Annotated in this window: 22 protein-coding genes; 10 read left to right on the forward strand and 12 right to left on the reverse strand. The window is 44.5% G+C overall.

Features of this window, described 5'->3' with window-relative positions; all coding sequences use genetic code 11:
- Nucleotides 1-57: 57 nt before the first annotated feature.
- From JMX83_RS08345 to uraD, 3 genes are all read right to left on the reverse strand, one after another.
- Nucleotides 58-1,350: a urate hydroxylase PuuD gene (locus JMX83_RS08345; protein WP_201600541.1), complete on the reverse strand. Its 1,293-nt coding sequence runs from the start codon at nucleotides 1,348-1,350 to the stop codon at nucleotides 58-60.
- Nucleotides 1,351-1,443: 93 nt separating this feature from the next.
- The gene (gene uraH, locus JMX83_RS08350) at nucleotides 1,444-1,812 is read right to left on the reverse strand and encodes a hydroxyisourate hydrolase (protein WP_201600544.1); all 369 of its coding nucleotides are present in this window, start codon (nucleotides 1,810-1,812) and stop codon (nucleotides 1,444-1,446) included.
- 138 nt (nucleotides 1,813-1,950) lie between these two features.
- Nucleotides 1,951-2,472: a 2-oxo-4-hydroxy-4-carboxy-5-ureidoimidazoline decarboxylase gene (uraD, locus tag JMX83_RS08355; protein ID WP_201600547.1), complete on the reverse strand. Its 522-nt coding sequence runs from the start codon at nucleotides 2,470-2,472 to the stop codon at nucleotides 1,951-1,953.
- A gap of 467 nt (nucleotides 2,473-2,939) precedes the next feature.
- On the opposite strand from uraD, the gene JMX83_RS08360 reads away from it, so the two are divergent.
- Entirely contained in the window at nucleotides 2,940-3,605 is a 666-nt protein-coding gene (locus tag JMX83_RS08360; RefSeq protein WP_201600550.1) for a TetR/AcrR family transcriptional regulator, read from the forward strand.
- 128 nt (nucleotides 3,606-3,733) lie between these two features.
- On the opposite strand, the gene JMX83_RS08365 is transcribed toward JMX83_RS08360, so the two are convergent.
- The 4 genes from JMX83_RS08365 to tolQ all read right to left on the reverse strand — a co-directional run bounded on the left by JMX83_RS08365 (nucleotide 3,734) and on the right by tolQ (nucleotide 7,442).
- Complete coding sequence (locus tag JMX83_RS08365) at nucleotides 3,734-5,026, reverse strand: PD40 domain-containing protein (protein WP_201600553.1); 1,293 nt, start codon at nucleotides 5,024-5,026, stop codon at nucleotides 3,734-3,736.
- Nucleotides 5,027-5,159: 133 nt separating this feature from the next.
- On the reverse strand, nucleotides 5,160-6,185 hold the full coding sequence (locus tag JMX83_RS08370; RefSeq protein ID WP_227675791.1) for a cell envelope integrity protein TolA: 1,026 nt from the start codon (nucleotides 6,183-6,185) through the stop codon (nucleotides 5,160-5,162).
- Nucleotides 6,186-6,261: 76 nt separating this feature from the next.
- On the reverse strand, nucleotides 6,262-6,723 hold the full coding sequence (gene tolR / locus JMX83_RS08375; RefSeq protein WP_201600556.1) for a protein TolR: 462 nt from the start codon (nucleotides 6,721-6,723) through the stop codon (nucleotides 6,262-6,264).
- On the reverse strand, nucleotides 6,720-7,442 hold the full coding sequence (tolQ, locus tag JMX83_RS08380; protein WP_201600559.1) for a protein TolQ: 723 nt from the start codon (nucleotides 7,440-7,442) through the stop codon (nucleotides 6,720-6,722). The genes tolR and tolQ overlap by 4 nt, the downstream gene beginning before the upstream one ends.
- A gap of 555 nt (nucleotides 7,443-7,997) precedes the next feature.
- Here tolQ and JMX83_RS08385 point away from each other — a divergent pair.
- The 3 genes from JMX83_RS08385 (at nucleotide 7,998) to JMX83_RS08395 (ending at nucleotide 13,986) form a co-directional block, all read left to right on the forward strand.
- A complete protein-coding gene (locus JMX83_RS08385; RefSeq protein WP_201600562.1) occupies nucleotides 7,998-9,293 on the forward strand; it encodes an NCS2 family permease in 1,296 nt (431 codons plus the stop codon).
- Between the two features lie 740 nt (nucleotides 9,294-10,033).
- Complete coding sequence (putA, locus tag JMX83_RS08390; protein WP_201600565.1) at nucleotides 10,034-13,282, forward strand: bifunctional proline dehydrogenase/L-glutamate gamma-semialdehyde dehydrogenase PutA; 3,249 nt, start codon at nucleotides 10,034-10,036, stop codon at nucleotides 13,280-13,282.
- An 11-nt stretch (nucleotides 13,283-13,293) separates the two neighbouring features.
- Nucleotides 13,294-13,986 (forward strand): 1-pyrroline-5-carboxylate dehydrogenase, encoded by a 693-nt coding sequence (locus JMX83_RS08395; RefSeq protein WP_201600568.1) that lies wholly within the window; start codon nucleotides 13,294-13,296, stop codon nucleotides 13,984-13,986.
- 187 nt (nucleotides 13,987-14,173) lie between these two features.
- On the opposite strand, the gene JMX83_RS08400 is transcribed toward JMX83_RS08395, so the two are convergent.
- Nucleotides 14,174-15,346, reverse strand: a complete 1,173-nt coding sequence (locus JMX83_RS08400; RefSeq protein ID WP_201600571.1) for a cupin domain-containing protein — start codon at nucleotides 15,344-15,346, stop codon at nucleotides 14,174-14,176.
- A gap of 130 nt (nucleotides 15,347-15,476) precedes the next feature.
- Here JMX83_RS08400 and JMX83_RS08405 point away from each other — a divergent pair, with 130 nt between their 5' ends.
- Complete coding sequence (locus JMX83_RS08405) at nucleotides 15,477-15,662, forward strand: NF038104 family lipoprotein (RefSeq protein WP_058025337.1); 186 nt, start codon at nucleotides 15,477-15,479, stop codon at nucleotides 15,660-15,662.
- A 4-nt stretch (nucleotides 15,663-15,666) separates the two neighbouring features.
- Here the strand turns inward: JMX83_RS08405 and JMX83_RS08410 are convergent, their stop codons facing one another.
- The 3 genes from JMX83_RS08410 to mnmA form a co-directional block, all read right to left on the reverse strand.
- Nucleotides 15,667-16,305 carry a DUF2238 domain-containing protein gene (locus tag JMX83_RS08410; RefSeq protein WP_201600574.1) on the reverse strand — a complete coding sequence of 213 codons (639 nt, stop codon included), beginning with the start codon at nucleotides 16,303-16,305 and terminating at the stop codon, nucleotides 15,667-15,669.
- A gap of 32 nt (nucleotides 16,306-16,337) precedes the next feature.
- Nucleotides 16,338-17,729, reverse strand: coding sequence for an adenylosuccinate lyase (gene purB / locus JMX83_RS08415; RefSeq protein WP_201600577.1), 1,392 nt, complete (start codon nucleotides 17,727-17,729; stop codon nucleotides 16,338-16,340).
- A 212-nt stretch (nucleotides 17,730-17,941) separates the two neighbouring features.
- On the reverse strand, nucleotides 17,942-19,054 hold the full coding sequence (gene mnmA, locus JMX83_RS08420) for a tRNA 2-thiouridine(34) synthase MnmA (protein ID WP_455431198.1): 1,113 nt from the start codon (nucleotides 19,052-19,054) through the stop codon (nucleotides 17,942-17,944).
- Between the two features lie 374 nt (nucleotides 19,055-19,428).
- On the opposite strand from mnmA, the gene ispF reads away from it, so the two are divergent.
- From ispF to JMX83_RS08445, 5 genes are all read left to right on the forward strand, one after another.
- A complete protein-coding gene (gene ispF / locus JMX83_RS08425; RefSeq protein ID WP_201600583.1) occupies nucleotides 19,429-19,932 on the forward strand; it encodes a 2-C-methyl-D-erythritol 2,4-cyclodiphosphate synthase in 504 nt (167 codons plus the stop codon).
- A 116-nt stretch (nucleotides 19,933-20,048) separates the two neighbouring features.
- Nucleotides 20,049-20,399: a Grx4 family monothiol glutaredoxin gene (gene grxD / locus JMX83_RS08430; RefSeq protein ID WP_201600586.1), complete on the forward strand. Its 351-nt coding sequence runs from the start codon at nucleotides 20,049-20,051 to the stop codon at nucleotides 20,397-20,399.
- A gap of 266 nt (nucleotides 20,400-20,665) precedes the next feature.
- Nucleotides 20,666-21,205: a hypothetical protein gene (locus tag JMX83_RS08435; RefSeq protein ID WP_201600589.1), complete on the forward strand. Its 540-nt coding sequence runs from the start codon at nucleotides 20,666-20,668 to the stop codon at nucleotides 21,203-21,205.
- A gap of 260 nt (nucleotides 21,206-21,465) precedes the next feature.
- Nucleotides 21,466-23,361 carry a tRNA uridine-5-carboxymethylaminomethyl(34) synthesis enzyme MnmG gene (mnmG, locus tag JMX83_RS08440; protein WP_201600592.1) on the forward strand — a complete coding sequence of 632 codons (1,896 nt, stop codon included), beginning with the start codon at nucleotides 21,466-21,468 and terminating at the stop codon, nucleotides 23,359-23,361.
- Between the two features lie 240 nt (nucleotides 23,362-23,601).
- Nucleotides 23,602-24,561 (forward strand): AEC family transporter, encoded by a 960-nt coding sequence (locus tag JMX83_RS08445; RefSeq protein ID WP_201600595.1) that lies wholly within the window; start codon nucleotides 23,602-23,604, stop codon nucleotides 24,559-24,561.
- Between the two features lie 129 nt (nucleotides 24,562-24,690).
- On the opposite strand, the gene JMX83_RS08450 is transcribed toward JMX83_RS08445, so the two are convergent.
- Nucleotides 24,691-24,861 carry a hypothetical protein gene (locus tag JMX83_RS08450; RefSeq protein WP_201600598.1) on the reverse strand — a complete coding sequence of 57 codons (171 nt, stop codon included), beginning with the start codon at nucleotides 24,859-24,861 and terminating at the stop codon, nucleotides 24,691-24,693.
- Nucleotides 24,862-24,885 lie beyond the last annotated feature (24 nt).

Consider the following 24,885-nt stretch of genomic DNA (forward strand, 5'->3'; position numbering starts at 1 on the left):
GCCTTAGATATTTATTTGAATATTGCTCGTAAAGGGAAGTTATTTTTTGATAACAAACTAAAGCGACGACGCGTACGCTACAAGCTGTTGGCGCTCTGTATCCGTCAACTGAGTAATATTACCCAGTGGCATATAGCCCGTTTGTACGGCAGTAATGATTTTTGCTTTATGTATCTTTAGGTCTTCTGGTGTTTGCAAAATGATACCTGCTGGCGGCGCGGCAAACCCTTGCTGTGTTGGCTGCACCGCATGACAGGTGCTACAGCGCGTATGCACAACATCCATCATAGCGTCATCTGCTGATGCGCTCACGGGTATGGCTTCAGCAGTGGCTGCATCATTGCTAACACTGTTATTATTAACGCTATCAGTATTTGTATTAGTAGTCGTAGGTGCTACTGCGGCGGTAGCAGGTATTGCAGGCACTGGCTCAATCGGCTCAGGTCGCATCCAAATAATCAACAATACTGTCAATATGGCTGGAATGACTAAGTAGCGTGGTTTTTTATGACCTAAATGTTTTTGATTAAAATAATGACGTGCCGTTGCGGTGATAACGCCAACGAAGACCAAGACCAACCAACCTTTTTCATGAGCGTACATCATCGGATAGTGGTTACTAATCATGGTAAAGATGAGCGGTAGAGTAAAGTAGTTATTCATCAGTGAGCGGTTTTTGGCTTGCAATGCCAATTCAGCGACTTCTTTACCCGGTTTTTCACCGCGCCGCACACAATCAACGAGTGCGCGCTGAGCTGGCATAATACCAAAGAATACGTTACCCACCATCACCGTGCCCAAGATGGCACCGATATGAATGAACGAGGCGCGATCACTAAACAGTTGATAAGAGCCCCAGCTCGCGATGACCAATAAAATAAAAATCAGAGTGCTAAAAATAAAGGCATTTTTACCCAAATGACTGCGCACGATAACTTCGTAAATAAAGTAACTACCGAACAAAAACAGCAAGCTTGTCGCAATGGCACCGATACTGGTAAAAGGTACCTTACTTGGGTCAATCAGGTAGGCAGTTGCATTGGCATAATAGACAATCGACATCATCGCCGCACCGGTCAGCCACGTGGTATACGCTTCCCACTTAAACCAATGTAGCGTCTTTGGCATTTCCTCTGGTTCGAGTTTATATTTGGCAATTTCATAAAACCCACCGCCATGCACCGCCCATAGATCACCCGAGATACCTTTATCGGCTTTCCACTGCGGCGGCTTGCGTAGGCTTAGATCTAGCCACACAAAATAGAACGATGCACCAATCCATGCCACCCCAGCGATAACATGAAACCAGCGGAAAAATAAACTCAACCATTCAAGAAGGTAGGCGCCCATGTGGTAAGTGTCCTTTAATATGACAGTGTCTTGATAAAATATTTGTGAGCGGATAACGATTTTCGCTCACAGTTTTTCGATAATAAAGTTAGATCATGATCCACGATAGGTACTATAACCATGCGCACTCAGAAGTAGTGGCACGTGATAGTGGCTGGCGTCTTTTACCACAAAGTCGATAACCACTTGCGGATAAAATGCCGTCAGCTGCTGGGCGTCAAAATAAGACTGGGTATCGAACGTTATGGTATAGCGCCCGATAGCGAGATTACCTTCATTGTCATCAATAGCTGCATCAAATTGCCAAGCATCTGGTGTCACGCGGCCATCGGTATTGGTCGTCCCATGTGCAAGTAGTATCGTGTCACCACTGTCTTGTATGCGATGTAAGGTGACAGCGATATCAGCGGCAGGCGTGCCCAAATGAGTATCTAAGATATGTGATGATAGGGTGGCAGACATAATGCTTCCTTTGTATTCAGTAAAAACGTAAATAGGGTGGTAAAGCTAGCGCAGCTTATAATTAGGGTGTTATATGAGCATCAATAATACGGTGTATTGTTGATTGGCTGTCAAATCGCTAATTAACAACTGGTTTAACTAAGCATTGCCTAATAGTTTGCTTAGACGTAAACGTGTGATTTTATTTTGTTCTGCGGCGGCATTAGCGAGTTCTGTTGCGTGATCATTTGGCAGGCGCGCCAAGAGCAAATCGAGCATTTGCGCCGCGCTTTTGCCGGTTGCAAAGACAATAAAAATAAACCCAAATTTATCAAGATAATCTTGATTGCCTTTAGCGAGCGCTTCGAGTACATCGTCTGCCGCATCGTTAGCGCCAGACTGCTCATGTGCAGCGCTATCTTGTGTATTGCGATATTTCTCTTTTAAAGAAGCCACATTACCGATTTGTGGATGTCCATCAAACGCTTCTAGCAAGTTGGTCTCATTGGTTTGCACGTCATGCCAGATAGCATCGCTATTCGCTAAGAGCGCATCGAAATCTGCAAAAGGACGCGCATTGGCAAGCTTATTTGCCCAAACGCTACTGGTACAGCAGGTTAAAAGCTGAGCAATAGCTACTTCCTGAGACAAATCATTAAATTGCGCTAAGGTTAAGCTCATGATGATATCCTTTTTGTTGGTATGACAGCCCATTATGTGGACTGGATAACTATTGTTTAATAAAGGTTTATACATGGTGGTTTTTTGCTTAGACTTAGCGATAGCAATCGATGTTTTTATGGTTTGTTTTTTAGTTTTTCGACGTTTGCATTTTTAGTTAGGCAAGCCCGCAGGCCATGTTTAAGTTGCTAGCTTTCTAATCATGATAAATTGACGATACAGAACGTATTTTTTGAGGAAATACTAATAGTTGAGCCGCAAAATGACATGGCAGTATAGTTTTGGTCGTAATACGTGTGATTTATAATTACCATTCTGCTAAAACCTGACTAATTGGTCAACTGTTTTATGAGAATTTTTTGTTTAGTGGCTCATGCTGCGAAAATCTGTGTATTGATATATAAAAACATTCAAAAATATAGCGACTATTTTGTCGAACCAGCCACTTGGAGTGAGATACCATTGTTATGACTCAAGATAATCAGAAAGAGGATATCCTGACTACTGATGCGCCATCGCATCGTAGTCAACAAGTTACGCGCGCGCACAATCAAGCGTTGATACTGGCAGCCGCTGAAGAGGAGTTCGTGCTCCAAAGCTATCGCGGCGCTACAATGCAAGGCATCGCTGATCGAGCAGGACTGCCTAAAGCCAACGTTCACTATTATTTTAAAAACAAAAAAAACCTATATATGGCGGTGCTACGCTCGATTATTGAAGAATGGAATGACGGCTTGGTGACCATGACAGTGGACAGCGATCCAAAAACCGTCATTGAAAAGTTTGTCCGTACCAAGCTGCATCAAGCTTTTGTCAATCCGAGTCGTCATAAGTTGTTTGCCATTGAGGTTATCGGCGGTGCGCCTCACTTGCACGAATTTATGTCCACAACGATGAAAGAGTGGGTAAATGATAAAGCGCAAGTCATGAAAGAATGGCATGAGCAAGGCAAGATTGGGATTACAGACCCCTTGCAGCTACTAATTTTGATATGGGCGACGACCCAGCGTTACGCTGAATTTGAGATTGAAATTGTCGGCTTAATGGACAAAACAGCTTATGACGCAGAAGATGAAGCACGCGCAGCAGAGTTTTTAGTACCCTTTATCTTACGAGGTTGCGGGCTTGAGTGACTGTGCTAAAAGCAGACTTGAAACTTGTCTTTGTCTATTGTCGCCAACAAAGAAGCCTTAACCATAATGAATATGGTTGAGGCTTTCTTGTGTGAGTAAATTCTAACGTTATGAATCAGTTGCCTAAATTACTTTGGACTTGATGACCATACGGGTGAGCGGATGATGCCTTGTCCTGATTTACCGAACGCTTCGCCACCATTCAATGATTTAATCGTTAGTACGCCTTTGCCACCTTGAGTTGACGCATAGACCACGCGCTTGCCATTGGGAGAGAAGCTTGGGGCTTCATCGATGCCCGTATTGCCAAGGTTGGTCGTTACCGCACCATTACTATTCATAATAGCGGCTGAGCGTCCACTTAAAAAGGCGATTTGTGTCCCGTCACTACTGAACTGCGGGCTAGTCGCATAGCCACTATTTGATACTTTGGTCGTGCGTCCTGAGCCAAACTCATAACGATAGACTTGTGGTTTGTTAAAGCCAGTTTTGTCACTGACAAATACAAATGATTTGCCATCAGGGGCGTAGCTTGGTTGCACTTCACTGCTTGGCAAATTAGTGAGTCGTCTAGGAGTGCCGCCGCTGGCGCTCATCTCATAGATATCGGCACTGCCCTCAAAGCTACTAGAGAATAGTATCTTGCTACCATCAGGAGAGAATGACGGACTCATGTTGCTACCGGCAAAAGGCGTAAGCGCACTTGCGCCACCACCACTGACGTTTTGAATGTAGATGACGGGATATGATTTTTCGCGTTGCACTGAGTAGGCAATGCGATTGCCATCAGGTGACCATGCTGGTGAGAAGATAGACCCTGCCACCTCAGTGATGGTTTTGGCATTTTCGCCATCAGCATCCATCACTTTTAGACGAGAGACTTTTTGTTTGCCAGTGCCTGTTTCTTCGATATAAGCAATACGCCCTGAGAAATCTCCTGGAATACCCGTAATCAGCTCATAGACTTTATCTGCGATGACGTGACCGGCGTAGCGCATGCTTTCTCTATTATTGTCAGCGGTTAGGCTTTGCTTGCCTTCTATCACGCGACCAGATTTGACATCGATGACTTCATAATCGGTGACGATTTTGCCGCGATTGGTACGAGTGCTGCCGACGACCAAATAAGGTATGCCCATGCTTTGCCATACTGGCAGTGTGCCTGCCAGCTCGCTACTGCTGCGTGGCTGCTGCGGTAGGTTTTGGCTGGTGACTTTTAGTTCTGTATTGCTCAAATCATTTAAGATAATAGGGGACAAAACAGAGTCACCTGCGAATGGTACAAACGCGACTTGGTTTTGTTGGACAGGAATCTCGTAGTCCAATTCTAATACGACAGGGGCTGCGAGCCCGCTTTGCGAGATCAGCAGTGTTGAAGTGCTCGCAAGTAAAGAGGCTAGTAGCTTTTTATGAGTATGCATGGGTCAATGGCGCTCCTAAAATTAATATGATAGTCATTTTTATAGTCGATGAGGCAAGCATTTAGATGAAAAAATAATGGGATAAAAGCCGCTTAACATCACGTTATCAATAATACAAGACGCTAGCAACTGGTTAATTGCTACCTTTAAACTTTATGGTAAAGGTAGGGTATTTGGGGTCATCAGCATCGATTGGTAGGCTACCTGTGTTGAGCACTGCTTGTTTGGCAGCTTCATTGACGACGCTATCAGGACCAGATGCGCTAACATTGACCACGTCACCATTCGCATTGACGGTGATGGTTAAGGTGGCACGCTGGGTAGAGCCTTTCGCTGCGGTAGGCGGCGTATAGTTGCGCTTGATTAGATTGATGATCTCACTATTGCTGGCTCCGCGGCTACCACTTGAGGCAGAGCGACTACTACCTTTAGAGGTGCTAGAGGTGGATGTGTCCCCAGAGATGGTGGATTGACCATCTGAGAGACTAAAGGTTCGGCCTGCATTGCCAGAACCCTCTGTATCAATCTGTATATTACGATCGTTAGCCGTGGGGCGTCTGATCTTGGGCGGGTTGTTTTGCTTTTGACGAAAATCTCCGAGCCGTTTTTGCTCTTCGATCATCTGCTCTCTTTTGTCTTGCTCTACTTGATCAAGCTCTTCTATCGCAGATTCGTCTAGCTGCGCTGCCCACTCAGCCATTCTGCGCTCATACTCTTGGTTTTGTTCACGCAAGCGTTGATGTTGCTCTTCACTCATCAGCATAGGCTGACTGGCAGGCTCATCAGATCGCGTAAATACAGGGACACGCTGAGAGTTCGGCTGGCTTGGATTTTGAGCACTTGTGCTACTACTGCTTGATGCTTCTTGTTGAGCGCTACTGGCTGATTCGCTGGTGCTGCTATCCATTTGCATGGCGCTAGCTGCTGCACGATTGGCCAATATCTGTCCTTGCATTTCAGCGAGCTGCTCAGGAGATACCATGACCGTCTCGATGCTACCAGCAGTCTCAACCTCAGTGGTTTGATAGTTATAAACCAGTATGCCGATTATAAGACCATGTGCTAGCAAACTGAGCAACGTAGGCAGTGTTAGCCCGTTGCCTTCAGGTTCGGTGGGGACATAGACGGCAGGCGCATTATGCATGGTATGGATACTCATGAACGTGGTTTATCGGATTGGCTGCTATGATGTGACATGCCTATTATGATGTAACAAACCTATATAGAAGGTATAGCTATTGGAGTGATGGCGTCGGTAGAGGCGCACCAGTCAATAACCCTACTTTTTCTATACCTGCCTGCTGCAAAGTTGCCATGAGCGTCATGATAGCGCCATATTGGTTATTTTGATCAGCATTAATCATCACTTGCAATGGCTCGGTGTTGGTATTACCGCTCTGAGATTGTAAGTTCGATAAAGTATTGATTAGCTCAGGCTCACTGATAGGCAAATCGATATTGTTTTCATAACTGATAAAAATCTCACCACTGTCAGTCAATGAGACAATGACAGGCAATTGGCTCTGACTCATGGTATTGGTTTGTTCTTTTGGCAAATCAACATCGACACCCGTAATGAGCATGGGTGCGGTCACCATAAATATCACCAATAGCACCAGCATAACGTCGATGTAAGGAACGACGTTCATCTCTGCATTCAGCGCTTTTTTCTCACGGCGATAGGGATTTGGTTTCATAGCCCATTCACCTGAGTGGCACTCACTTGAGTCTCTCTAGCAACGGGGCTTTGCACACTGGTCTCGCGCTGTAGCATGCCTGTCATCTCGTCACAGAACAATGCTCGTGAATCATAAAGACGGCTAGATTTTGCCGTAAAATGATTGTATGCCAATACAGCAGGAATAGCGGCAAATAAACCCATTGCCGTCGCAATCAGCGCCTCAGCAATACCAGGTGCGACAGAGGCTAGTGTGGCTTGCTCCGTTTGCGACAGTCCCAAAAACGCATTCATGATGCCCCAAACGGTTCCGAACAGTCCGATGTAAGGAGCTACCGAGCCGACACTCGCTAGCGTCGTCAGTCCTGACTCGAGTAATTGCTGCTGACGGCCCAAGCCGACGCGCAGTTTACGCTCAACACCGTCGATGATGTCATCTTTAGGTTGACGCTTTTTGTGCATTCTTAGATATTCTGAAAATCCCACATAAAAAATCTGCTCAAGTCCTTGGCGATCAGGTGAGCCTTGTACGCCTTGATACAGCTTTGCTAAATCTTCGCCTGACCAAAACCAAGTCTCAAATTGTTGATCAAAGTTTTTGGCCGTACCGAGCCGTGCACTCATACGGAAAATAATGACCCAACTGAATAAAGAGGCTAACAGCAGTAACGCCATCACAATCTGTACCAATAGACTGGCTTGGGTAATAAGATCAATAATATTTAATGATTCAGGCATGTAATGGACTCACGGATAATTGACAACAGCTGGTTTAAATAAAGATATTCAAAACCAAACGAACCCTAAAAATAATACTCACGCTTTCTTGTTCAATCCTCAAGGTGGTACTGACATCAACAATCTTGTTTAATAAAGATCCTCTGATCATAAGTCCAACCACTGAGACATCAACATAATGACCTGTTAGTTTACTTCTAAATGAAAGAAACGTCATTATTAATGTGTTAACCAGACAAAAAGTACGATATAGCAAATATTAAGTATCTTAGCGATATAGTGGCAGCTCATTACTAATATACACAAAGGATTTGGTCTAGAGACTATAAGAAAATTCAAATTTGTATAGACTTTTCGTCGTTATAAAAGTGGTGTTTTTAATTGCTTTTTTATACGAGTTAGACATTATCAGCGATTGAGTTTGTAAGACAACTCGTCTAATATGTTACGCTTTGTTACTACATTATTCTTACTGCGGCATCGCCATTTTGCTGAGGTCATGTTTAATTTTAGGTAGTGGTGACTTTTTATTAGCCAGTCGGGGGCGACACACTTATGAATGCAATTGAACGCTATTTTGGGATTAATGGTGACAATACCACGATCAAAACAGAAATCGTCGCTGGTATAACCACGTTTTTGACGATGGCTTATATTATCTTTGTTAACCCTAATGTCTTAGCCGATGCAGGTATGGACAAAGGGGCCGTATTTGTCGCAACCTGTGTGGCCGCAGCGGTCGGTTGTTTCATCATGGGTATCTATGCCCGACTACCAGTGGCGTTAGCACCAGGCATGGGATTGAACGCTTTCTTCACCTATGGCGTGGTCTTAGGGATGGGGTATGCATGGCAAACCGCGCTGGGAGCAGTGTTCTTGTCAGGTTGTATCTTTGTTCTATTAAGCCTCTTTAAGATTCGTGAGGCAATCATTAATGCGATTCCAAACTCTCTCAAAAACGGCGTAGTCGCTGGTATCGGGGCATTCTTGGCTTTTATTGCTTTGCAGAGTGCAGGTATCATCGTTAATCATGATGCGACTTTGGTTGCCCTTGGTGATATGACGTCATTTGGTCCTGTATTGGCATCTCTAGGTTTTGTCGTCATTATCGGTCTGTCTTATAAAAGAGTCCCAGGCGCGGTAACCATTGGTATTTTGCTGGTTGCTCTGATTAGCTTGCTAATGGGCTATACACAGTTTACCGGTATCATATCGGCACCACCTTCAATCGCGCCGACACTGATGCAGCTCGATATCGCTGGCGCATTTGATGTTGGTATGATCAGTGTGATCTTCGCTTTCTTATTTGTGGATTTGTTTGATACTGCAGGTACGCTCATTGCGACCACTAGCCAAGCAAAGCTAACGGACAAAGATGGCAATATCCCGAATATGGGCAAAGCGCTATTAGCAGACTCAACAGCGACAGTCGCAGGCTCTTTACTTGGTACGTCATCGACAACCAGTTATATTGAAAGTATCTCGGGCATTGCCTCAGGTGGCCGCACAGGATTGATGGCAGTCACTGTTGGTGTGTTATTTTTACTAAGCATTTTCTTTTCTCCATTAGCCGGTATGATCCCAGCCTATGCGACTGCAGGTGCCATATTTTATGTTGCCGTACTGATGATGGGCACCTTAAAAGACATCGACTGGAGCGACTTAACAGAAGCAGCACCAGTGGTCGTGGTATTGCTATTCACACCGCTTACATACTCTATCGCTGACGGCATCGCACTTGGTTTTATTACCTTTACGGCTGTAAAAGCAATTGCAGGCAAGTTTGCAGATATCAGTATCGCTGTCTGGATTTTGACTGCTATATTGTTGTTCAAGATTATTTTCTTATAATGCAAGGCGTTATAAGACATTAGATAGTGTCTTAAACAAGAAACCCTCCTTATCATTTGATGACAAGGAGGGTTTTTCTTTGTCAGTAAATAAGCCTATCGTCTTGATCTAAGCCCTGTATGCTCGATGCTAATGTTTGGTATTTTTGTTACTAGTGTTAAGCAGCGTGATGACAAACTATAGGCAATAGCAAACAAAAAAACGTAACCAAAGCGTCATAGTCAGTAAATTGCTTGTAAGTTATTGTTATTTAGATAGAAATTAATTATTTGAAAATGATTAATTTCGTTAGTTTGAAAAAAAATTTCGTGATATTATAGCCGAGTTAAGCGCATCACCTCAATCAACGCCGTAGAGGTTTTTCTTACAGTGAATTAGCATCATCAAAGATGACAGATTTGTAATTATTAGAGCGATTTTTCGGTTCAATAAGGCGATATTTGGTCATCACACTCCTTTCACTACTAACAAGAAGAAGGCACTAATGCCGCTTAGCTTTTCGTTGTTGCCTTTGTATTGTTAACGTAGCCCGTTTAACAGTCTAACGACCTACTTAACCGTCTCCAGCCTATGCTGGATTTTTAGTTTTGTGATGGCGCCGTTTGGTCTTTTGATTATTGCTGTGAATATCCGTCAGTAACCACTATTTTTTGATAGCGGTTACGAGTAGTTATACAGGACGATCAGACTTCCTAAAGCACCATTTATTATGGTTTTTAAACGATAGTTATGGAGTTATTATGAACCCAGTAGACCAGTTTACCCCGCAAGAGCCGATCTTGTTTAATCCTGTTGATATGCTGTCGCCTGAGTATCTCGCCCAGTCAGCAGAAGAGCTAAATAAGCGTATTTCGCCGCTATATAGCGCCGATGAAGAACGTTGGTTGTCTGAGTTATTGCCACTTGCCAAACCCAGTATAGAAGAACGCGATGCTGCTGCTGAGCAAACGCGCAAACTGGTCGAGCACGTGCGTAATGATGGTAAAGCCGTCAAGATGGTTGACTCATTATTGCTTGAGTATAGCCTTGATACCCAAGAAGGTATTTTGCTAATGAGCTTGGCAGAAGCCTTGATTCGTGTGCCAGACAACTATACGGCTGATGCGTTGATTCATGACAAAATGAGTGTGGCTGACTGGAAAAAGCACATTAAAAATGACAACGGCTTTATGGTCAATGCTTCTACTTGGGGCATGATGATGACTGGTCGCGTTGTCAGTATTGATAGCAGCACCACTGCATCAGGTTTCTTGGATCGCATGACTAAGAAGATGGGTGAGCCTGTCATTCGCAGTGCGATGCAAAAAGCCATGCGTATCATGGGCCATCAGTTTGTATTGGGCGAGACCATCGAAGACGCCAATAAAAACAGCCAGCCATATCGTAATAGAGGCTATACCTATTCATTTGATATGTTAGGTGAAGCGGCTATCACGCACAAAGATGCGGAAAAATATTTCAATGACTATCTACATGCGATCAGAGCTACGGCGAACGTAAAAGTCAAAGAAGGCATGCCAAAGCCGTCAGTGTCTATCAAATTATCAGCACTGCATCCTCGCTATGAAGCCACGCAAGAAGCGCAAGTAATGGGCTTATTGCGTCAGCGCTGCCTGCTATTGATTGAAGCGGCACGTGAAGTCAATGTCGATATCAGTATTGATGCTGAAGAAGCAGATCGCCTTGAGATTTCTCTAAAACTGTTTGAGTCTTTGTACCGTGATAATTTAACGGCGGACTGGGATGGTTTAGGTATCGTTGTACAAGGGTACTCTAAACGCGCAATCGCTGTATTAGCGTGGCTGGCTCGTTTGTCTACTGAAGTCGGTGATCGTATCCCAGTACGTCTAGTAAAAGGCGCTTACTGGGATACTGAGATCAAACTTGCTCAGCAAAAAGGTCTATCAGGCTATCCCGTTTGGACACGTAAAGAAGGTACGGATACTGCATACCTTGCTTGTGCGCGCTTCTTATTGTCAGACCATCTGCGCGGGCTAATCTGGCCACAGTTTGCGACGCATAATGCGCATACACTGTCATCAATCATGACCATGAGTGCACATAGAGACTTTGAATTCCAACGTTTGCACGGCATGGGCGATGCGCTTTATGATCATATTTTGCAAGCTTATGAGATTCCTGTACGTATCTATGCACCAGTTGGCGCGCACAAAGACTTGCTACCATATTTGGTACGTCGTTTGTTAGAGAACGGTGCCAACAGCTCGTTTGTCCATCAGTTATTAGACAAGTCGTATCCGATTGAAAAACTAACGGTGCATCCATATGACAAGCTACTTGCCAACCCAACATTGCATAACCCGGATATCCCGCTACCACTAGAGATTTATGGTTCGCGACGTGCTAGTTTTGGCCCGAACATATTTGTAGAGTCACAGTGGTTGCCGTTTAAAGCAGCTATTGATAGCCATCTCAATAAAAAATGGTCAGCGACACCTATCATCAACGGCCAAGCAGTGAATGAATATGAAGTAGATGGCGTCACCCATCAGCTTGATACTCAGCCTGTACTTGCGCCTTGGAATCATGACGTAAGCGCTGGTGAGGTCAAATATGCCAATGCAGAGCTGGCTCGTCAAGCGATTGATGTCGCTGTCGCTGGTCAAAATACCTGGCAGAACGTGACAGTGGCAAAACGTGCGGCAATCTTGCGTAAGACGGCTGAGCTATTTGAAGAAAACTACGCTGAGCTGATGGCACTATGCCAAGTCGAAGCTGGTAAGACCATGCAAGACAGTATCGATGAAATCAAAGAAGCCGTTGATTTCTGTCGTTTTTACGCTGATGAAGCAGAGCGCCTAGACGATGTTGTGCATGAGTTTACAGATTTGTCTGGTAAGCAATCTCGTCAAGTTTATAAACCACGTGGCACCTTTGTGTGTATTAGCCCATGGAACTTCCCATTGGCTATCTATACGGGTCAAATCGTAGCGGCACTGGCAGCAGGTAATACGGTAGTCGCTAAGCCTGCTGAACAAACCAGCTTGATTGCTCATTTTGGTGCGCAATTAATGTATCAAGCGGGTGTACCAGCAGAAGCACTACAATTGGTGACAGGTGCCGGTGATGTGGGCGGAGCGCTAACGGCTGCTGACAACATAGCAGGTGTGATATTTACTGGCTCAACGCAAACTGCTCAGCGTATCAATCAAAGCTTGAATGATCATGCACAAGCGAGTGGCGAGCTGCCTGTATTTATCGCTGAGACTGGCGGTCAGAACGCGATGATTGTTGATTCAACAGCGCTGCCAGAGCAAGTCGTTAGAGACGCTGTTCTATCTGCATTTGGTTCAGCAGGTCAGCGTTGTTCAGCTTGCCGTATACTATGTGTACAGGAAGAGATGGCTGATGATTTGATCGAGCTATTGCAAGGTAATATGGCTGAGCTTTCTGTTGGTAACCCGCTATATGCTGCCACAGATGTAGGTCCAGTCATTGATGCTGATGCCAAAAATGGTCTTGAGGCGCATATCGCGCGTATGGACGCTGAGCCAACTGCGACTATCTTGGCTCAAACACCAATGAGCTCAAGCTCGGTTGTCAGCCAAGAAAACTCTACCTTTGTATTGCCAACAGCGATTGAAGTACAAAGCATAGACGTTATTGGTGGTGAGCATTTTGGCCCAATCCTACATGTATTGCGCTATAAAGCACGTGATCTGAATAAGCTCATTGATTCTATCAATAACACAGGCTTTGGTTTGACTATGGGTATCCATAGCCGTATCGAAAAAACTGTTGAGCATATCGAGCGCCGTGCTTTTGTAGGTAACACTTATATCAACCGTAACCAAATCGGCGCGGTCGTAAACGTCCAGCCATTCGGTGGTTGTGGTCTGTCTGGTACTGGTCCTAAAGCTGGTGGTCCGCACTATGTTGCGCGTCTGATGCAGCTTAGCTCAGAGTCAAATGGCAGCAACCAAGCAAATGCTAATACCCAAACAACCACTCAAACAGAACTCGCATAAGGAGTAGCAACATGGCGACTGAATTCAAAAAAAATCATGCCCAGGTTTGTGAATCTTGGCGACTACTTGGCGCGGTCAATCGCGCAACGTACCTAGAGGCGGCAATTCCAAAGTTGTCTCTATTGACTGGTGATGCCAACAAAGCAAAGCGTTTGTTCAATCATCTATTGAGCGCGGCTCCTAGTTTGGACGAGACGCATCGTATGACTGGCGCAACTGGTGAGTCGAATGACTTATATGTGACAGGTCGTGGTAAGACGATGGTCATTGGTGAAGAGTCTGCCAGAGCAATGGCAGTGCTAGGGCAGCTGATAGCCGCATTATTGACTGGTAATGAAGTCATATTGCATTGCCCAAGCCAAGATGAGATGTGCAATGAAGCTGCTAAGATATTGTACGATACAGGTATTAGCGAAGATGTATTGAGTGTGGCTAATGACTCTCAGACCACCACGCTTTTGTATATCGATCGTCTTGCCCAAGTGGCCGTTTCTGGTAACCACAGTGAAGTACAAGCCATCAGTCAAGAGCTTGCTAAGACAGACGGTATTTTGACGCAAGTGATTAGCGTCACTGATATGGAAGGCTTATCAGAGATGTTAACGCCTGATTATCTGCATCGTTTTGTCACTGAGCGTGTTAAGACTATTAACACCACAGCAATCGGCGGTAACGCGAGCTTGCTTGAGCTTGGTACAGAGTAATAGTACTAACGACCAACCCGCTTAGTGTTTATAGTGGTTTTAATAAATACTAAGTGGCGTTTGATACATCATCATGAGTATTGAACGAGTAATTGTATAATATGCATAAGAAAAAACCGCTATCTGAGTAATTATCAGATAGCGGTTTTTTTATTTGAGTGATTTAACTGAAAATAATTACGCGGTCTTATTCAGCCATTTCAATCCATACCCAACCGTTCTCTAACCATTCGCTTAAATCATCTGCATCGATATCCTTCACATCATGATGCTGTAATGGCTCTCCATCAGCCAAACGTACCAACACTGCTATTGCTGCATCATCAAGTCCATCGAGGCGCTGCCCATTGGCATACAGCACAATATCATCATTGGTTTTGTTATAGAGTAGGCGATTGCTATAATCTGCTTGTAGTGTCGCACCCTCAGACAATGCTTGCATGAGCGCTTCAGTATCCAGTGTTTCCTCTGGCATGAGTGCATCATATTGGCGTTTACTAACCACTTCAGAAACTGCTTGGCGAATCATCTCATCACCGCGCTCAGATTGTAGCATCTCTAGCAATTGCGCTTTGATCGCAGCGATGCTGTCCGCTTGCAGCTCCCCTGAGTTCTGTAGCGTTTGTGGCAGTAGCATCGGGATAAATAACTGGCTGTCATTGGTCGCAATATCGGCCACGCTATCGATGATTTGCATTATGTTTGGACGACGGCAACCAAACGAGAAAGTCAGACAGTCGTCTTGCGCCACCCCGAAATGCGATAATTTAGGCGGTACATAAAGCACATCACCCGCTTCTAGTATCTCATCGAAGATAAGCTCTCCCATATCATCGAACAAGCGTAAAGGCTCATCAGCGACAAACTCTGTCTGCTCATCACAAAACTTACCCAATTGCCAGCGCCTAGAACCATAGCCTTGTGCTAAAAACACATCGTAGTCGTCATAATGTTTACCGACCGATCCAGCTGCTGGCGCATAAGAAACCATGATGTCATCGCGCTGCCACTGCGGAATAAAGTCAAACGCTTGCCACAACTGACCGAGCTCTGGCGACCACTGTTCTAGGTTTTGCACCAGTACAGTCCACTGCTCTGGTAGATTTTCAAAATCCGTTTCATTCAAAGGGCTTTTTTTGAGTTGCCACTGTGCCTGACCTTCTTTTTTATTGGCTGCTTGGGTTAGCAAGCGTGCGCTAGCATCTTCTTCAAGGGCAAGACCAATCATGTCATCTGGCTCAAACATGTCGATCAATTGTGGTAAGCCTTGCTTGATAAGTAAGGGTTTCTTTTGCCAGTATTCAGCCAAAAACTGCTCAGGCGTGATAGAGTCGGGTAGACAAAGAGGAATAGAAGTCATGGGTAAGTCCATATTTTAAATGCGTATGAGATTGATAGTAAGAGAGGCTTTATAGAAAGGTTTTAATCGTTTATGATGATCCTCTATCTGATGGCTATCATCAGAGCAGCCACCGAATCGTAGGAAAGTTATGAAAAAATTGCACTTTATCGTCATTATCGCTAGCGTGTTTTTATTACAAGCCTGTGTCCATAAGATTGTCACCGTACCTGCCAAAATCGCTTACAAAACCACCAAAGGTGTGGTCAAAGGAACTGTTGCTGTCGGTAAAGCCATCATACCGGGTGATAGTGACGATGATAAAAAAGACGATTAATCACTTAATTAGATACCACTTGGTTTTGACGAGTTTTAAATAGCATAATACCTGCCGCAATTAGCCCACCGAGTAAGGCTAAAGCCATATCTTTGTGGGCGTCCCAAACGTCACCCTGCTGACCGTTATACGCTTCAGCAGCTTCTGGTGATAACGTCATTGCAATGCCCCATTCGAGCAGCTCGTAGAGCAGACTTGATGACATATTAATCATGAGAGCAAGTGCGATGAGTAGTTTGACGGATTGGACTTTGAAGATAGATTTTGAGACATCTACCATCGCATGGAACAGTAAAAGCCCGTAGCTAAAATGGACAAGACGATCGTACATATTGCGCTGCCAACCAAACAATTCGTCTAAACGTATACCGAATAGTTGCTGTGTCCAATCATTGTAGGGCACGTAAGAGTATAGATAACGCGCCCCTATGATGTGAATGACTAAAAATAGTGATGCGAGCACATAAGAGCGTGAGCTAACATAGTTATAGCGATAAGCAACTAGCATCAATGCTAAGAAAAGTAGCGTACCGAGCTGATGTAACAGGTAGCTCGACCACTCTAGAGGCTCAATGCTTGCCAGTACCATAACGACAAATACCGCAATCGTACTAGCAAGCACAGATTTTTTATTTTGATGCATAGTGCTCGCTGGCTGCTATCAATAGTTAGTAGTTACAGCTTGGCAATCCATTCTTTAATAGCGCGTGCTTGTTCAGCGGCATTACCGATATAAGTAGCAGGCGTCAATTCACGCAAGCGTTCTTTATCCGCATCATTAACTGCCGATAGCTCATCGCTTTCGACGAAAGTTAGCATGGCTTCACGAGTCATGGCATTACCGCGAGTCAAGGCTTTTAGTTTCTCGTACGGGTTTTCAACGCGGTAGCGACGCATGACTGTTTGAATCGGCTCTGCCAATACTTCTTGCGCTTGATTCAAGTCATCATTTAAACGCTGTGCATTTAGCTCAAGTTTACCCACGCCTTTTAGGCAAGCATCAAACGCAATCATGCTCTGTGCTAGGCCAACACCGATGTTACGCAGCACCGTTGAGTCAGATAGGTCACGCTGCATACGTGAAATTGGTAATTTCTCACCCAAATGAGCCAGCATCGCATTGGCAACGCCTAAGTTACCTTCAGAGTTTTCAAAGTCAATTGGATTAACTTTATGCGGCATGGTAGAAGAGCCAACTTCACCATCTTTTAGGCGCTGTTTAAAATAGCCTAAGCTAATATATTGCCAAATATCGCGGTTGAAATCGATCAAGATTGTATTGAAGCGTTTTACTGCGTCAAACAGTTCGGCGATGTAGTCATGTGGCTCGATCTGCGTGGTATAAGGGTTAAATGTTAGCGCCAAACGCTGATTGATAAATGCTTCAGCATGGCTCTGCCAGTCAACGTCAGGATACGCTGAAAAATGCGCATTGTAGTTACCAACGGCGCCGTTGATTTTACCTAATAGCTCTACTTGGTTGATTTGCTTGATTTGACGGGCTAGGCGATAAGCCACGTTTGCCATCTCTTTGCCAAGTGTCGTTGGGCTTGCGGTTTGACCATGAGTGCGTGACAGCATTGGTTGATCAGCGTGAGCAATTGCTAAGTCAACGATACTGTCAGTCACTTGCTGCATTTTGGCAACGACTAGCTCGCGGCTGTCTTTGAGCATCAATGCATACGATAGGTTATTGATATCTTCACTGGTGCAGGCAAAGTGAATGAACTCAAGAGAATCAATCAAGGCATCCTGACCACGGAACTTATTTTTGATAAAGTACTCAACCGCTTTTACATCATGATTGGTCGTCGCTTCGATGTCTTTGATAGCTTGGGCATCGGCTTCACTAAAGTCATCAACGATTGCATTCAAAAAAGCATTGGTCTGGTCATCAAATGCTGCTAATTCACCAATTGCGCTGTTGTCAGCCAAAGACTGCAACCAGCGAATCTCTACCGTGACGCGGGCTTTGATTAGACCAAATTCAGATAAATAAGGACGTAAGCTGTCAGCCTTTGATGCGTAACGACCATCAATTGGAGAGAGAGCGGTAAGTGGGGTCATGGTTATGCCTCAGTAGTTATGAAATAAAAAACTGCAAGAGTCTAGATAAAAAATTACCATATAATAAACGACGTCGAAATCGTTGCGCGTAATATAGCAGAAATATGATATTAAAAAAGCGGTCTATGCAAATAAAGCGATGTTGACGTCCGTTAAAATCAATCTATTCACTGCGTCAACATCTGTGCTTGAGGTTGGGTCTTAGGAATCAATTAGAATCCGCAAGGTGCATCAATAGATTCAATCACGCCGCCGCCCAGACACACTTCATCAATATAAAATACCGCTGACTGTCCAGGAGTGACGGCGCGCTGTGGCTCATCAAATACCACGCGCACTTCGCTGCCATCAGCATTGGTCGCAAATACGCGACACGCTTGGTCTGGCTGGCGATAGCGAGACTTTTCCATACAGGCCAGGCCTTCATCGCTAAACACATCCGCAGGCGGTAAACCATTAGTCCAATCGAGCTTATAGGCTTTTAGCTCGTTGCTCATGAGCATGGGATGTTCATGCCCTTGACCAACGATTAAGCGGTTTTCGTCTAAGTCTTTTGCCAATACAAACCACGGCGCCTCTACACGGTCTTTAACACCGCCAATGCCGATGCCACCACGTTGACCCAGTGTGTAATACATCAGGCCGTCATGAGTACCGATGACTTTATTATCATCAGTAAGTATCTCGCCTTTTTGGGCAGGCAGATATTGCTGTAAGAAGTCTTTAAAACGGCGCTCACCAATAAAGCAAATGCCTGTAGAGTCTTTCTTTTTAGCCGTCGCTAGGTCATGCTCTTCAGCAATCTGACGTACCACTGGCTTTTCGAGCTCACCAACGGGGAATAGCGTTTTGGCGATTTTGTCACCGCCAACCGCATGCAAGAAATAGCTTTGGTCTTTATTGTTATCAAGTCCGCGTAAGAGCTGCGCAACCTCGTCACCGTCGGCATTGGTATAGTTCACACTGCGGCGCGTATAGTGACCTGTAGCAATATAATCTGCACCAAGGGTCAACGCATAGTCCAAAAACGCCTTAAACTTAATTTCTTTATTGCACAAGATATCAGGGTTTGGGGTGCGTCCTGCTTTATATTCTGCCAAAAAGTGCTCGAATACGCGATCCCAGTATTCCATAGCAAAGTTAGCCGTGTGCAGTTTCATACCGATTTTGTCACACACGGCCTGCGCGTCTGCTAAATCATCCATCGCCGTACAGTATTCGGTGCCGTCATCTTCTTCCCAGTTCTTCATAAACAGGCCTTCGACCTTGAAGCCTGCCTGCTGAAGTAATACGGCTGATACAGAAGAATCGACCCCGCCTGACATACCGACGATCACATGCTTGGTGCTAGGATTTTCGACATCAGCAAGTGTTAAAGGGCGATGAGCATTAAAAGACTCAGAAACGGTTGTGCTTGAGGTACTTTGTATGGCTGACATAAAACGGCTCAACTATTTATACGTTATCCAAAGTACATTTCGACGCCAAGCGTTATGCAATCACTACAATACATAGTCTCAGCACAACAACGTCAGCTTGTCTTTTGGATCTGGTATTATGATAAAATAAACATCATATTATACCAGTTAATTGAAACTGGTGGCGACCGATGGTGTCCGGCTGCTCGTAAAACCGCTTTGAAAATTCAGATAGCGGTTTTGAATTATTTTAATCACCTTTAACTCATCTTGGAATAATAATGATAAAAATTGGTCAAGGTATCGATGTTCATGCTTTTCATAATAATGGTCAGCAGCAACAATATGTCATCCTAGCGGGCGTGCCGATTGAGCATACTCACAGTTTGCTTGCACACTCTGATGGGGATGTGGTCTTGCACGCACTTGCTGATGCGCTACTTGGTGCATTGGCGCTTGGTGATATCGGACAGCATTTTCCCGATACCGATGCGGCACATGCTGGATTGGATTCAAGGATTTTGCTGCGTTATGTTTATAGTAAAGTGCAAGAGGCTGGTTATAGCCTAGGCAATGCTGATATTACCGTGATGTGTGAGCGTCCGAAGTTGGCGCCGCATAATCTAGCCATGCGTGCCAATATCGCCAGTGACTTGCAAACAGATATTAGCAATATCAGTGTGAAAGCCACCACGACTGAAAAATTGGGATTTACGGGTCGTCAAGAGGGCATCATGGCCAATGCCGTGGTATTATTAGTCCCTAATGCTATCGAACCTATATAGATAGAAATTCGTGCTTGTAATACGGCGGCAGTCGCCCCATGTATCAGCCACGTCTTTATACAATTATTTTATATAAATAATCATTTTAATGAACCGCTTTATCAATAGGAGCTTTTATGAGTGAGCAAACCCCAAACACTGCTGCAAACGACGTTGAACAATTGATCCGTGATCAAATCCGTGACAATAAAGTTATTATCTACATGAAAGGCACACCGCAATTTCCGCAGTGTGGCTTTTCTGCGCGCTCTATCGAAGTGTTGACTCAGATTGGTCGTCCATTTGCGTTTGTAAACATTTTAGAAAACCCAGAAATTCGTGCAACGTTACCAAAGGTTGCTAATTGGCCAACGTTCCCACAATTATGGATTGATGGCGAGTTAATGGGTGGATCAGACATCATCCTACAAATGTATCAATCAGGTGAGCTAAAGCCATTGATCGAAGCAAACAGTCCAGCTGCTTAATACTTGAAAATGTGAATTGGATGTATTTAATGTCCAATTAGCCTTTATAAGGTACAAGCACAGCAAACCCAAATGGTCATTAATGGCTGTTTGGGTTTTTTTATTGTTGCTATTAGTGTCACTAATACCCTATCTATTCTTGTCCCTATTATTATTTCCACGCGCCTATGTCATTAGGCTTCGTTGTTTTTATGGGATTTACCCCCATATAGTGTCCAAGATACAAGCTATATAAATAATAATTATCAGATGAGTAAGAGGGTTTTATGAATAACCAAAACAGTGAACAGTTAAACGAGCAAAGAGAAGCGGCTGAGCAGGCAGCGATTGAAAAGCGCCGTGAGCGTCTAAAAAATGAATCTACACGCATTATTGAAATTGCTAACAACGAGTCATATTCAGCACTCAAGTGTATTCATCAGCTTAGTGTGGCGGGCGGTGCAACTGAAGCGACCTATATCGCTATCGAGCAGCGCATTGTTGTGGACCAAGATCCAGCAGGTGCTTATCATTTGGCACTGTTGGCACAGAACACGCCAGATTTGCCTATCGATGCCCGTCAGCTTATCGAACTGGTAGTCAACAAGGGTGACAACCATCAGCGTTTGGCACTGCTTAAAAACTTACCATTACCGCCAGTTGAGCTCATCAAAGCGCAGATTTTGGCGAGTGATGATGGTGAGGCGATTGGTCAAATGAATGCCTATTTACAGATTAATCCAGAAGGGTATGGTAGTCATCATATGTTGTCTAGTGGTCAATCGGATCAGATCGTACCCTTGAGCCGTGGTAACGGTAATGGCTAAGACATTATTACAAACTCAAAAGCTAACCACTAAAGTGATGTTGGCATAAATATCTTTGCGTCTAATTATAATAGTTTTTATCCTAGCGTTTTTTAAGCGTGAAAAAATTGTTATAATGACAGGTTATCTAACCAATTATGAACGACTTATCTGAGTCGTTATCTTTTTTATAAATACGACTGACGTTTATTTGTCGATTGCCGTGTTCTTTATCAATAGAATATGACCATCGGCAGCGTTATGAGTCAAGTGAGGCACACATGCAATACCCAAAACATTACGACGTGATAGTGATCGGCGGTGGTCATGCTGGTACAGAAGCTGCTCTGGCGGCTGCACGCATGGGCGCACAGACCTTATTGTTGACGCATAATATTGAGACGCTCGGGCAGATGAGCTGTAACCCTGCGATTGGCGGTATCGGTAAATCGCATTTGGTGCGTGAGATTGATGCGTTGGGCGGTGCAATGGCGCTGGCAACGGATAAAGCAGGTATTCAGTTTCGCGTACTAAACAGTCGTAAAGGGGCTGCCGTTCGTGCCACGCGTGCGCAAGCAGACCGTATTCTATACAAAGCGGCGATCCGTCATACGCTAGAGAACCAACCAAACCTAGATTTATTCCAGCAAGCCGCTGATGATATTTTGGTCGAAAACGGCCGTGCGACGGCTGTTGTGACATCAACTGGTATTGTCTTTAAAACAGAAACGGTCGTATTAACCTCAGGGACTTTCTTGGGGGGTGTCATTCATATTGGTATGGAAAACTCAAATGGTGGACGTGCAGGGGATCAGCCGTCTATTAAGCTTGCGGATCGTTTACGTGAGCTTAAGCTACCAGTCGGTCGTCTAAAGACAGGTACGCCAGCGCGTATCGATGCGCGTAGTGTGGACTTCAGTGTGATGACGGTACAGCCAGGTGATACGCCATTGCCAGTGATGAGCTATATGGGTGACGTCTCTATGCATCCTGAGCAGGTCAATTGCTATATAACCCATACCAATGCGCGTACTCATGACATCATCCGCGAAAACCTTGACCGTTCACCAATGTTCTCTGGCAAAATTGAAGGCGTAGGCCCGCGTTATTGTCCGTCTATCGAAGATAAAATTCATCGTTTTGCGGATAAGGACAGCCATCAGATCTTTATTGAGCCAGAAGGTTTGACCACGCATGAGCTATATCCGAACGGTATCTCAACGAGCTTGCCATTTGATGTGCAGTTAGACTTCATTCACAGTATGAAAGGGCTAGAGAACGCGCATATTACTCGCCCAGGTTATGCGATTGAATATGATTATTTTGATCCACAGAATCTTAAGCCAACGCTTGAGACCAAATCGATTGATCGTCTGTACTTTGCCGGTCAGATTAATGGTACGACGGGTTATGAAGAAGCGGGCGTGCAGGGCTTGCTAGCAGGAACCAATGCGGCATTGGTGACGACCAATAACAGTGAGTTTGAAACGTGGACACCGCGCCGTGATGAAGCGTATCTTGGTGTACTTGTGGATGACTTGATTACTCACGGTACTACCGAGCCATACCGCATGTTTACGAGCCGCGCAGAGTATCGTTTGCTCTTACGTGAAGACAATGCAGATCAGCGCTTAACTGAGACGGGTCGTAAATTAGGACTGGTAGATGACGTGCGCTGGCAGGCCTATCAAGAAAAGATGGAAGCGATCTCGACAGAAACGTCACGCCTAAAAGATATGTGGGCCACGCCTACCAACGCGTTAGGTAAGCAAGTGACTGAGCAGACGGGTGAGGTACTGTCTAAAGAATCGACTGCCTTTGATTTGCTCAAGCGTCCGCAAATACATTTTGCTGATATCGCGGCTATCACTGACTCAACCGTTGATGCACAAGTGGGCGAGCAGATCGAGATTTCTGTTAAATATGCCGGCTACATTGACCGTCAGCAAGAAGATATTGATCAAATGAAGCGACTAGAAAACACGGTGCTACCGTTAGATTTTGATTATAGTGTCGTATCAGGACTATCAAATGAGATCGTGCAAAAGCTTACGAAAGTAAGACCTGCGACGCTTGCTCAAGCTGGGCGAGTCAGCGGTGTCACACCTGCTGCTATACAGTTACTGGCAATGACGGTCAAAAAACACAAAAAAGCAAAAGCTGCGCTTGACTCATAACGGTAGTATGCTAAAGCCTTTTATAACAAAGCATCCATGATATAAAAAGCCCGTAATAAAATATTATTACGGGCTTTTGTTTATTAGAAATCTACCTCATTATCGAAATAAAGTTTCATTCAAACTTGTCTTACTTGCTGCTTTGTCTCTATACTAGGTCATAAAATCTGATTATTACTTATTAAATTTTCTTGTTTATGCTCATATCATGATGGGCTTGTCACCGAATTGAGCCTATTTATGATTGATGCTATTGTTTTTGCTATTACTATTGTATTCCCCAACCTTGCTTTAATGTGGTTGGGTTTTTTTATGCAAAGACGTGGCGAAGCAAGCCAAAGTTTCATCGATCAGGCATCCAGCTTTGTTTTTAACTACTGTCTGCCTTGCTTGTTGTTTTTTAGCGTGGTTGATAGCGATGTTGATTATGGTCAGCAAGTTAAGCTAATCTTTGTTGGTATTTTGGTGACATTTGTCCTGTTCTTTGGGGCGGAGCTGTATGCCAAGCGTTTTGTCAAACGTCCTGCCGACCAAGGCGTGTTCGTACAAGGTATTTTCCGTAGCAACATGGCTATTATTGGCCTCGCAACCGTTGCTAATGCTTATGGTGAGCGCGGGTTGAGTATCGGTGCCGTCTATATGGGCGTAGTCACCATATTGTTCAATATTTTAGCAGTCATTACATTAAGTCGTGTTTCTAAAAGTGTGGATGATACTTTGATCAGTCGCAGTATTATGATTATCAAAAAGGTATTTACTAATCCACTGATATTGGCATTGCTATCAGCATTTGCTTATAAGGCGCTGCCATTGCCACCACTTACGGGTGTGATTCACAAGACTGGTGATTTGTTGGCAGCGGTCGCATTGCCATTGGCACTGATTTGCGCTGGCGCCAGTATTGATTTGAAGTCGATGCTGAATGCTTCAGGGTTGTCTATGCAAGCCAGTATTGGTCGTATTGTCATTGCACCAATCGTCGCCATTGCGATTGGATTAGCATTCGGTTTATCAGGTGTACATATGGGCGTGCTATTCTTGATGGTGGCATCACCAGCTGCTGCAGCCAGTTACGTGATGGCAAAGGCTATGGGTGGCAATGATGTGCTCGCGGCAAATATTTTGGCATTTACGACAGTGGTGGGTATGTTCGGAATGGCATTCGGTGCGGCAGCATTACGTGCGCTTGGTTTAATGTAGTAAAGAATCTAGGAAAAAGGTTTGCTGCATTCACTTTAACAGACCCTATAATTTTTAATATATTAAGCTTTAATGCGTTTTACTATACTAAAAAAGCCCCTTTTTCAGAAAAAAAGGGGCTTTTTTATATTAATTCAGATTGTCTTGATTGCGCTTATCTTCTCGGCGTTGCTTTTGCTTTGGACTAGTACGATAGGTCAGATACCCACCGATAGCCATGACTGCAAGAAATGCCAAGATATACATAAATATCGACGAGCCAATCATCAATGATGCACCAACAATAGCAGTTGCTTCCATGTCAAAAATCCAGTTAAGGTTTAG

The sequence above is a fragment of the Psychrobacter piscatorii genome, from assembly GCF_904846415.1.
Taxonomy (GTDB): Bacteria; Pseudomonadota; Gammaproteobacteria; order Pseudomonadales; family Moraxellaceae; genus Psychrobacter; species Psychrobacter piscatorii.

What these genes read in the sequence shown, in the direction of transcription:
- putA (WP_201600565.1), top strand. Translation starts at nt 10,034, where the DNA reads ATGAACCCAGTAGACCAGTTTACCCCGCAAGAGCCGATCTTGTTTAAT.
- JMX83_RS08435 (WP_201600589.1), top strand. Translation starts at nt 20,666, where the DNA reads ATGAATAACCAAAACAGTGAACAGTTAAACGAGCAAAGAGAAGCGGCT.
- JMX83_RS08400 (WP_201600571.1), bottom strand. Translation starts at nt 15,346, where the DNA reads ATGACTTCTATTCCTCTTTGTCTACCCGACTCTATCACGCCTGAGCAG.
- JMX83_RS08385 (WP_201600562.1), top strand. Translation starts at nt 7,998, where the DNA reads ATGAATGCAATTGAACGCTATTTTGGGATTAATGGTGACAATACCACG.
- grxD (WP_201600586.1), top strand. Translation starts at nt 20,049, where the DNA reads ATGAGTGAGCAAACCCCAAACACTGCTGCAAACGACGTTGAACAATTG.
- JMX83_RS08365 (WP_201600553.1), bottom strand. Translation starts at nt 5,026, where the DNA reads ATGCATACTCATAAAAAGCTACTAGCCTCTTTACTTGCGAGCACTTCA.
- JMX83_RS08345 (WP_201600541.1), bottom strand. Translation starts at nt 1,350, where the DNA reads ATGGGCGCCTACCTTCTTGAATGGTTGAGTTTATTTTTCCGCTGGTTT.
- mnmA (WP_455431198.1), bottom strand. Translation starts at nt 19,054, where the DNA reads ATGTCAGGCGGGGTCGATTCTTCTGTATCAGCCGTATTACTTCAGCAG.
- mnmG (WP_201600592.1), top strand. Translation starts at nt 21,466, where the DNA reads ATGCAATACCCAAAACATTACGACGTGATAGTGATCGGCGGTGGTCAT.
- JMX83_RS08395 (WP_201600568.1), top strand. Translation starts at nt 13,294, where the DNA reads ATGGCGACTGAATTCAAAAAAAATCATGCCCAGGTTTGTGAATCTTGG.
- ispF (WP_201600583.1), top strand. Translation starts at nt 19,429, where the DNA reads ATGATAAAAATTGGTCAAGGTATCGATGTTCATGCTTTTCATAATAAT.
- tolQ (WP_201600559.1), bottom strand. Translation starts at nt 7,442, where the DNA reads ATGCCTGAATCATTAAATATTATTGATCTTATTACCCAAGCCAGTCTA.
- uraD (WP_201600547.1), bottom strand. Translation starts at nt 2,472, where the DNA reads ATGAGCTTAACCTTAGCGCAATTTAATGATTTGTCTCAGGAAGTAGCT.
- JMX83_RS08370 (WP_227675791.1), bottom strand. Translation starts at nt 6,185, where the DNA reads ATGAGTATCCATACCATGCATAATGCGCCTGCCGTCTATGTCCCCACC.
- JMX83_RS08360 (WP_201600550.1), top strand. Translation starts at nt 2,940, where the DNA reads ATGACTCAAGATAATCAGAAAGAGGATATCCTGACTACTGATGCGCCA.
- JMX83_RS08445 (WP_201600595.1), top strand. Translation starts at nt 23,602, where the DNA reads ATGATTGATGCTATTGTTTTTGCTATTACTATTGTATTCCCCAACCTT.
- JMX83_RS08410 (WP_201600574.1), bottom strand. Translation starts at nt 16,305, where the DNA reads ATGCATCAAAATAAAAAATCTGTGCTTGCTAGTACGATTGCGGTATTT.
- uraH (WP_201600544.1), bottom strand. Translation starts at nt 1,812, where the DNA reads ATGTCTGCCACCCTATCATCACATATCTTAGATACTCATTTGGGCACG.
- tolR (WP_201600556.1), bottom strand. Translation starts at nt 6,723, where the DNA reads ATGAAACCAAATCCCTATCGCCGTGAGAAAAAAGCGCTGAATGCAGAG.
- purB (WP_201600577.1), bottom strand. Translation starts at nt 17,729, where the DNA reads ATGACCCCACTTACCGCTCTCTCTCCAATTGATGGTCGTTACGCATCA.
- JMX83_RS08405 (WP_058025337.1), top strand. Translation starts at nt 15,477, where the DNA reads ATGAAAAAATTGCACTTTATCGTCATTATCGCTAGCGTGTTTTTATTA.
- JMX83_RS08450 (WP_201600598.1), bottom strand. Translation starts at nt 24,861, where the DNA reads ATGGAAGCAACTGCTATTGTTGGTGCATCATTGATGATTGGCTCGTCG.